The sequence below is a fragment of the Enterobacter sp. Lyrl_3 genome, from assembly GCF_051948675.1.
Classification (GTDB): domain Bacteria; phylum Pseudomonadota; class Gammaproteobacteria; order Enterobacterales; family Enterobacteriaceae; genus Enterobacter; species Enterobacter cloacae.
The window spans coordinates 1-8,236 of record NZ_JAYJLI010000036.1; the positions used below are offsets into that span (position 1 = coordinate 1).

Here is an 8,236-nt window from a genome sequence, read left to right on the forward strand (position 1 = left end):
AGGGGAAAAACGAAGCCTGGCGTAACGCCGGGCTTTTTTACGCAAAAAAAAGCGGACCACGGGGTCCGCAAAAGTTCACGTTGGCTTTAGTTGTTCGAGTTTTGAGAGAAACTCGCTGACGGTGCGGGGACGTCAAGGGTCAAACACGTGCCGCCTCGTCTATGTGGTGTATTATTCAACAGAATGCTTGATAGGGATAATCGTTCGTTGCTATGCTATCTATCGCCATGAACTATCGTGGCGACGGAGGATGAATAATGAATATTCGTGATCTTGAATACCTGGTAGCGTTAGCCGAGCATCGCCACTTTCGCCGTGCGGCAGATTCCTGCCACGTCAGCCAGCCTACGCTGAGCGGTCAGATCCGCAAGCTGGAAGACGAGCTGGGCGTGATGCTGCTGGAGCGCACCAGTCGTAAAGTGCTGTTCACTCAGGCGGGTTTGCTGCTGGTGGATCAGGCGCGCACCGTGCTGCGCGAGGTCAAAGTGCTCAAGGAAATGGCAAGTCAGCAAGGGGAGACCATGTCCGGCCCGCTGCATATTGGCCTGATCCCAACCGTTGGTCCGTACCTTCTGCCGCACATCATTCCGATGCTGCACCAGACGTTCCCGAAACTCGAAATGTATCTGCATGAAGCGCAAACCCATCAGCTGCTGGCACAGTTAGATAGCGGCAAGCTCGACTGCGCCATTCTGGCGCTGGTAAAAGAGAGCGAAGCCTTTATCGAAGTGCCGCTGTTTGACGAGCCGATGATGCTGGCGATCTACGAAGATCACCCGTGGGCGAACCGCGATCGCGTGCCGATGGCCGATCTGGCCGGTGAAAAGCTGCTGATGCTGGAAGATGGCCACTGCCTGCGCGATCAGGCGATGGGCTTCTGTTTTGAAGCGGGAGCGGATGAAGATACCCATTTCCGCGCAACCAGCCTGGAAACGCTGCGTAATATGGTGGCGGCGGGAAGTGGTATTACGTTGCTGCCTGCGCTGGCCGTGCCGCGTGAGCGTAAACGCGACGGTGTGGTTTACCTGCCGTGCATTAAACCAGAGCCACGTCGTACTATAGGTCTGGTTTATCGTCCGGGGTCACCGCTGCGCAGCCGCTATGAGCAGCTGGCAGAGGCCATCCGTGGTGCGATGGATGGCCATTTTGACAACGCGTTAAAACAGGCGGTTTAAACCGTTCAGCGCGGCGACCCGATAGGCTTCCGCCATGGTCGGGTAGTTAAAGGTGGTGTTAACGAAGTACTCAATGGTGTTACCGCCACCTTTTTGCTCCATTATCGCCTGGCCGATATGAATGATTTCCGCCGCGCGTTCACCAAAGCAGTGAATACCGAGGATCTCTTTCGTCTCGCGATGGAACAGGATCTTCAGCGTTCCCACGCTCATGCCAACAATTTGTGCCCGTGCCAGATGTTTAAACTGGGCGCGACCCACCTCGTAAGGCACCTTCATGGAGGTCAGCTGCTGCTCGGTTTTCCCCACGGAGCTGATTTCCGGAATGGTGTAAATCCCCGTTGGAATGTCTTCGATCAGATGCGCCGTTGCTTCGCCTTTTACCAGCGCCTGCGCAGCAATGCGCCCCTGGTCATAGGCCGCGGAAGCGAGGCTCGGATAACCAATCACGTCACCGACCGCGTAAACGTGCGGCAGGGCAGTCTGGTACATGCTGTTAACCTTCAACTGACCACGGCTGTCCGTCTCCAGACCGATGTTTTCCAGCGCCAGTGAATCGGTGTTACCGGTACGGCCGTTAGCATACAGCAGGCAGTCGGCTTTCAGCTTTTTGCCGGACTTCAGATGCATGATCACGCCGTCGTCGCAGCCTTCGATCTTCTCGTACTCTTCGTTGTGGCGAATCACCACACCGCTGTTCCAGAAGTGGTAGGAGAGCGAGTCTGACATCTCCTGATCCAGGAAAGCCAGCAGGCGGTCGCGCGTGTTAATCAGATCAACTTTGACATCCATTCCGCGGAAGATAGACGCATATTCACACCCGATCACCCCCGCGCCATAGATAATCACATGGCGAGGTTCATGGTGCAGGCTGAGGATGGAATCGCTGTCGTAAATGCGCGGGTGGGAGAAATCCACGTCTGCCGGATGATACGGGCGGGAACCACAGGCGATAACAAATTTTTCAGCGGTGAGGGTTTCAACCGAACCGTCGTGACACTCCAGCGCCAGCGTATGTTCATCCACAAAATGCGCGTTACCCTGAAGAATTTCGCAATGGTTACGCTCGTAAAAACCCTGACGCATGCGTGTCTGCTGGTTAATAACGGTATCTGCGTGATTCAGGATATCGGCAAAAGAGGAACGAAGAAGTCGGGAGTGGTCGCTGTAAAGAGGGTTCTGGTTAAATTCAATAATGCGGCTAACGGCGTGGCGGAGGGCTTTGGAAGGGATGGTGCCCCAGTGGGTGCAACCGCCGCCAACATTATGGTAGCGCTCAATGACCGCTACTCTGGCTCCCTGTTTTACCAGACCCATAGCAGCGCCTTCGCCGCCGGGGCCGGAACCAATAACTATTGCGTCGTAATCGTAGGAATGTGGCATGGCAAGGCTTACCTGTTCTTATACATAAAAGCAACAGAATCATAACATCATTGCCAGGGTAACCCAATTATCGTTGTGCTTTTTTCCGGCAGTGGAGCACAAAGCGCGCGTAAACAATCATTCACAAAGCCAGGTAAACAGATTAATTTTATTCTCTGGTATAGTGCCATCAGACCTTTGGAAGGATTCAACTATCGTGATGGGCGTAAGAGCACAACAAAAAGAGAAAACCCGGCGTTCGCTGGTGGAAGCTGCATTCAGTCAACTGAGTGCTGAGCGGAGTTTTGCCAGTTTGAGCCTGCGTGAAGTCGCACGCGAGGCCGGGATTGCGCCAACGTCCTTCTATCGCCATTTCCGTGATGTGGATGAACTGGGTCTGACCATGGTCGACGAGAGTGGGCTCATGCTGCGCCAGCTGATGCGCCAGGCGCGGCAGCGTATCGCGAAAGGCGGTAGCGTTATCCGTACCTCCGTGTCGACCTTTATGGAATTTATCGGCAATAACCCCAACGCGTTTCGCCTGTTGCTGCGCGAGCGTTCAGGAACGTCAGCGGCATTTCGTGCCGCTGTCGCGCGTGAAATTCAGCATTTCATTGCGGAACTTGCCGACTATCTTGAACTCGAAAACCATATGCCGCGTGCGTTCACCGAAGCACAGGCTGAAGCAATGGTGACGATTGTTTTCAGTGCAGGTGCCGAAGCGCTGGATGTCAGCATTGAACAACGTAAGCAACTCGAAGAGCGACTGGTATTGCAGCTCAGGATGATCTCCAAAGGTGCGTACTACTGGTATCGCCGTGAACAAGAGAAACTGGCACATCAAACCGAAGAGTGAAGGTGAGTAATGAAACAGTCAGGTCAGGATAAAGGGACGCTGTTGCTGGCATTGATCGCTGGCTTATCCATTAATGGTACGTTTGCCGCTATTTTTAGCTCCATCGTACCCTTCTCGATTTTCCCGCTTATCGCCCTGGTGCTGACGGTTTACTGCCTGCACCAGCGTTATCTGAACCGCACCATGCCGGTGGGGTTACCGGGCCTGGCCGCTGCCTGCTTTATTCTGGGTGTGTTGCTGTACAGCACGGTGGTGCGCGCAGAGTACCCGGATATCGGCTCTAACTTCTTCCCTGCTGTTCTGTCTGTGGCGCTGGTGTTCTGGATTGGCTCTCGCATGCGCAGCCGCAAGAGCCAGTTGCCGGAGTAAGGAATTATTTGTAGGGCAGGTAAGCGAAGCGCCACCTGCCAAAAACGCCGGATGGCGCTACGCTTATCCGGCCTACAGATCACCGTGCGGTAAGTAAAACACCGCACTCCATATGGTGCGTATACGGGAACTGATCGAACAGCGCCAGACGTTCAACCTTGTGCGTCTGGCTTAATGTTTCCAGGTTTTTGCACAGCGTTTCCGGGTTACAGGAAATGTACAAAATACGCGGGTATGCCTGCACCATCTTCTCGGTTTCGCTGTCCAGGCCACTGCGCGGCGGATCGACAAAAATCGTCTCGCACTGATAGCCCTTCAGATCGATCCCCTCAAGACGGTTAAATTCGCGCACGCCGTTCATGGCCTGCGTAAATTCTTCTGCTGCCATACGAATAATCTGCACGTTGTCGATATGGTTGGCGGCAATGTTGTACTGCGCGGCCGCAACGGACGGTTTGGCAATTTCCGTTGCCAGTACGCGCTCGAAATTGCGCGCCAGTGCCAGCGAGAAGTTGCCATTCCCACAGTACAGCTCAAGCAGATCGCCCTTTGACCCTTCGGTCGCTTTCAGCGCCCACTCCAGCATTTGCACGTTCATCGCCGCGTTAGGTTGGGTGAAGCTGTTCTCTACCTGACGGTAAACCATCTCTTTTCCTGCCACCGACAGGCGCTCATCGATGTAATCCTGATCCAGCATGATTTTGGTTTTTGTCGCGCGGCCAATCAGGTGAACGTTGATGTTTTGCGCCCGTAGCGCATCGCGCAGCGCTTCTGCCTGCTCGCGCCACTCGTCGTTAAGCGCCTTGTGGTACAGCAGAGAGACAATGGCCTGATTGCTTTGGGTGGTCAGGTAGTCAATCTGGAACAGCTTATGGCGCAGCACCGGGTTGTTGCGCACACCGTCAATCATCAGAGTCATGAGCTGGTTAATCAGCTCACTCGCCGCCGGGAAGCTGTTGACCCGGATACGGGATTTAGTCTGCTGATCGAAAATGATGTGATACAGGTCGTCGCCATCGTGCCAGATGCGGAACTCGGCGCGCATACGGTAGTGGCTGACGGGGGAACGGAACACCTCAGGAACGGGCGCGTTGAAAGGCGTCATCATACTTTGCAGGCGGACAACTTTCTCTGCCAGCTGTGCGTCGTACTGTTCTGTCGGGAGGTGTTCGGGGGTCATGATACGTCCTGAGTGATAAAGAATTACGCGGGGATTGTAGGGATTGTGCAGTGGATGTCCAGATTTAATGGCTAATAGCTATCTGGACATCTATACGTGTCTAATTGTAGCATTCTGTTTCCGGTCTCCTGAGAGTGAAAAGGGAATCCAGTGTAAATCTGGAGCTGACGCGCAGCGGTAAAGACTGGCGGGATGAGAGTTGCAGACACTGTGAAAATGGGAAGTCTTCATCCACAAAACGCCACCCAGCCCGAAGACCTGCCGGGATCACGTCGCATTTGGTTTCATCATCGCGTGCTATAGATGAGGCCTGCGGCATCCTTCTTATATTGTGGATGCTTTAACAATGATTAAAAAAGTATCGCTGTTAACGGCGCTGTCCGTTACGGCATTTTCGGGCTGGGCGCAGGATAGCGCTGACTCGTTGGTGGTGACAGCAAATCGTTTTGAACAACCGGCAAAAACAGTTCTGGCACCGACGTCCGTGGTGACGCGTGAAGATATTGAGCGCTGGCAGGCAAAGAGCGTTGTGGAGATTATGTCACGTCTGCCGGGCGTAGATATCGCGCAAAGCGGTGGCCTGGGTGCCACCTCTTCTACCTTTATTCGCGGCACTGAATCCCGTCATGTTCTGGTCCTGATTGACGGTGTACCGTTGAACAGCGCCGGGATTAGCAACGTTCCCGATCTGAGCCAAATCCCAACCTCGCTGATTCAGCGAATCGAATACGTCCGTGGCCCGCGTTCTGCGCTGTATGGCTCCGACGCGATTGGCGGCGTGATTAACATCATCACCGGGCGTGATAAGCCGGGTGCGGAAATCTCAGCGGGCGTCGGCTCTAAGGGCTACCAGACCTATGATGGCGCTTTCCAGCAGGTGCTGAATAAAACCAAAATCACTATGGCGGGTAACTACACCTATACCCGCGGCTTTGATATTGCTGCCCAGGATGCGCCGCGCCAGCCTGACCGCGATGGTTTTATGAGTAAATCGCTGTACGGCTCCGTGGAACAGCAAATTACCGACAGCGTGAGCGGGTTCTTCCGTGGCTTTGGTTATGACAACCGCACCGCGTATGACGGTTACGATCATTACGACGCCAATTTTATGGTGGATGGACGACCTGATACTCGCCAGCTTTACAGCCAGAACTGGGATACCGGTTTGCGTTACAGCCAGGGGATTTTCCAGTCACAGCTGGTGGCGGGTTACGGCCGCAGTAAAGATCAGAACTATGATCCGAAGAAAGGGCGCTACGCTGATTCCGCAACCATGGATGACGTGAAGCAGTACACCACCCAATGGCTCAACACTATAGAAGTCGGCCATGGCAATATCGGTGCAGGCCTGGACTGGCAAAAGCAGAAGACGCAGGCCGGGACCGGTTACCTGGAAAAAGGTTACGAGCAACGTAATACCGGCGTGTTCGCGTCTGCGATGCAGCAGTTCAACAGCGTGACGCTGGAAGCGGCGGCGCGTAATGACGACAACTCCAACTTTGGCAACCATGGCACGTGGCAAACCAGCGCAGCGTGGGAGTTTGTGGATGGCTATCGCGTGATTGCCTCCTACGGCACCGCTTTTAAAGCACCGACGATGAGCCAGATCCACAGCGCTTCTTACGGAAATCCGAACCTTAAACCGGAGGAGAGTAAACAGTGGGAAGGGGGCTTTGAAGGCCTGACGGGACCGGTCAACTGGCGTATCACCGGTTATCGTAATGATATTGATAACCTGATCAGCAGCGATCCGCATACGTATCGGTACTACAACGTTGACGAAGCGCGTATTAAAGGTGTGGAAGCGACGGCACAGTTCGAAACTGGACCGGTTGGACATCAGATCTCCTATGATTATGTTGACCCGCGTAACGCCAAAACTCATGAAGTGCTGGCCCGCCGTTCTAAGCAGCAGGTTAAGTATCAACTTGACTGGCAGGTATGGGATCTCGACTGGAACCTCGCTTACCGTTACCTCGGCACCCGCTATGATGTCGCAATCGATCCAGACACGTATGCGTCAGAACGCGTGAAAATGGGCGGGGTAAGCCTGTGGGATGTCGCAGTTTCATATCCTGTCACCTCTCACCTTACAGTTCGTGGTAAAATAGCCAACCTGTTCGATAAAGATTACGAGACAGTTTATGGCTACCAAACTGCAGGACGGGAATACACCTTGTCTGGCAGCTACACCTTCTAATCCGCGTCCCACCGTGCTGGTATTTGATTCCGGCGTCGGTGGGCTTTCGGTCTATGATGAGATTCGGCATCTCCTGCCGGATCTCCATTATATCTACGCCTTCGATAACGTCGCTTTCCCTTATGGGGAGAAGAGCGAGGACTTTATTGTTGAGCGTGTCGTTGAAATCGTCACCGCGGTACAGCAGCGTTATCCTCTGGCGCTGGCGGTCATCGCCTGTAATACGGCAAGCACGGTATCGCTGCCAGCCTTGCGCGCAAAATTTCAGTTCCCGGTTGTGGGCGTGGTTCCCGCAATAAAGCCTGCTGCGCGCCTGACTGCGAATGGTATTGTGGGTCTGCTGGCTACGCGCGGCACGGTGAAGCGTCCTTATACGCGTGAATTGATCGATCGTTTTGCCAATGAATGTCAGATCGCGATGCTCGGTTCGGCAGAGCTGGTGGAGATGGCTGAAGCGAAGCTGCATGGCAAGACAGTGCCACTTGAGGAGCTGCGTCGTATTCTTCGCCCGTGGCTGCGTATGCCGGAACCGCCGGATACCGTCGTATTGGGCTGCACTCATTTCCCGCTCTTACAGGAAGAATTGTTAGAAGTACTGCCGGAGGGGACGCGTCTGGTGGATTCCGGTGCGGCTATTGCCCGTCGTACTGCCTGGCTGCTGGAACATGAAGCGCCGGATGCCAAATCTGCCGATGCGAATATCGCGTTTTGTATGGCACTAACAGACGAGACTGAACAACTTTTACCCGTTTTGCGCCGTTATGGGTTTGAAACGCTCGAAAAACTCGCGCTGCAGCACGGTTTTGAGCAAAAAAGAGACGGTTGAACGTTTTTTTTTAAAGAGGGGTTGTCAACGTCTGAGAACTCCCTATAATGCGCCTCCACTGACACGGAACAACGGCTTGCAAGCCGCCGGGTTAGCGGGGTTCAGAGATGAATGCCGACAGAGAAAAGTGAAAATAATCACTTGACTCTGAATGAGGAAAACGTATTATACGGGACCTCGCAACGGTGAGCGAAAGCCGCGTTGCACTGCTCTTTAACAATTTATCAGACAATCTGTGTGGGCACTCAAAGTGACATGGATTCTTAAT

Annotated in this window: 7 protein-coding genes and 1 riboswitch; of the genes, 5 read left to right on the forward strand and 2 right to left on the reverse strand. The window is 53.9% G+C overall.

The window, feature by feature from the left end:
• Window positions 1-257: 257 nt before the first annotated feature.
• Window positions 258-1,175 (forward strand): DNA-binding transcriptional regulator OxyR, encoded by a 918-nt coding sequence (gene oxyR / locus VF709_RS24435; RefSeq protein ID WP_014833742.1) that lies wholly within the window; start codon window positions 258-260, stop codon window positions 1,173-1,175.
• On the opposite strand, the gene sthA is transcribed toward oxyR, so the two are convergent.
• Window positions 1,158-2,558 (reverse strand): Si-specific NAD(P)(+) transhydrogenase, encoded by a 1,401-nt coding sequence (sthA, locus tag VF709_RS24440; RefSeq protein WP_014833741.1) that lies wholly within the window; start codon window positions 2,556-2,558, stop codon window positions 1,158-1,160. The two genes, oxyR and sthA, sit on opposite strands and share 18 nt — an antisense overlap.
• A 196-nt stretch (window positions 2,559-2,754) precedes the next feature.
• Here sthA and fabR point away from each other — a divergent pair, with 196 nt between their 5' ends.
• Together fabR and VF709_RS24450 are read left to right on the forward strand one after the other, a co-directional pair.
• A complete protein-coding gene (gene fabR / locus VF709_RS24445; RefSeq protein ID WP_008501784.1) occupies window positions 2,755-3,393 on the forward strand; it encodes an HTH-type transcriptional repressor FabR in 639 nt (212 codons plus the stop codon).
• A 9-nt stretch (window positions 3,394-3,402) separates the two neighbouring features.
• Window positions 3,403-3,762 (forward strand): YijD family membrane protein, encoded by a 360-nt coding sequence (locus tag VF709_RS24450; RefSeq protein WP_008501783.1) that lies wholly within the window; start codon window positions 3,403-3,405, stop codon window positions 3,760-3,762.
• A gap of 79 nt (window positions 3,763-3,841) precedes the next feature.
• Here the strand turns inward: VF709_RS24450 and trmA are convergent, their stop codons facing one another.
• Window positions 3,842-4,942: a tRNA (uridine(54)-C5)-methyltransferase TrmA gene (gene trmA / locus VF709_RS24455; RefSeq protein WP_013099295.1), complete on the reverse strand. Its 1,101-nt coding sequence runs from the start codon at window positions 4,940-4,942 to the stop codon at window positions 3,842-3,844.
• Between the two features lie 104 nt (window positions 4,943-5,046).
• A riboswitch (cobalamin riboswitch) is annotated at window positions 5,047-5,222 on the forward strand.
• Between the two features lie 66 nt (window positions 5,223-5,288).
• On the opposite strand from trmA, the gene btuB reads away from it, so the two are divergent.
• Window positions 5,289-7,142 carry a TonB-dependent vitamin B12 receptor BtuB gene (gene btuB / locus VF709_RS24460; RefSeq protein WP_045294688.1) on the forward strand — a complete coding sequence of 618 codons (1,854 nt, stop codon included), beginning with the start codon at window positions 5,289-5,291 and terminating at the stop codon, window positions 7,140-7,142.
• Window positions 7,087-7,968 (forward strand): glutamate racemase, encoded by an 882-nt coding sequence (murI, locus tag VF709_RS24465; protein WP_038420807.1) that lies wholly within the window; start codon window positions 7,087-7,089, stop codon window positions 7,966-7,968. The genes btuB and murI overlap by 56 nt, the downstream gene beginning before the upstream one ends.
• The last annotated feature ends 268 nt before the right edge of the window (window positions 7,969-8,236 follow it).

What these genes read in the sequence shown, in the direction of transcription:
- oxyR (WP_014833742.1), top strand. Translation starts at nt 258, where the DNA reads ATGAATATTCGTGATCTTGAATACCTGGTAGCGTTAGCCGAGCATCGC.
- sthA (WP_014833741.1), bottom strand. Translation starts at nt 2,558, where the DNA reads ATGCCACATTCCTACGATTACGACGCAATAGTTATTGGTTCCGGCCCC.
- VF709_RS24450 (WP_008501783.1), top strand. Translation starts at nt 3,403, where the DNA reads ATGAAACAGTCAGGTCAGGATAAAGGGACGCTGTTGCTGGCATTGATC.
- trmA (WP_013099295.1), bottom strand. Translation starts at nt 4,942, where the DNA reads ATGACCCCCGAACACCTCCCGACAGAACAGTACGACGCACAGCTGGCA.
- btuB (WP_045294688.1), top strand. Translation starts at nt 5,289, where the DNA reads ATGATTAAAAAAGTATCGCTGTTAACGGCGCTGTCCGTTACGGCATTT.
- murI (WP_038420807.1), top strand. Translation starts at nt 7,087, where the DNA reads ATGGCTACCAAACTGCAGGACGGGAATACACCTTGTCTGGCAGCTACA.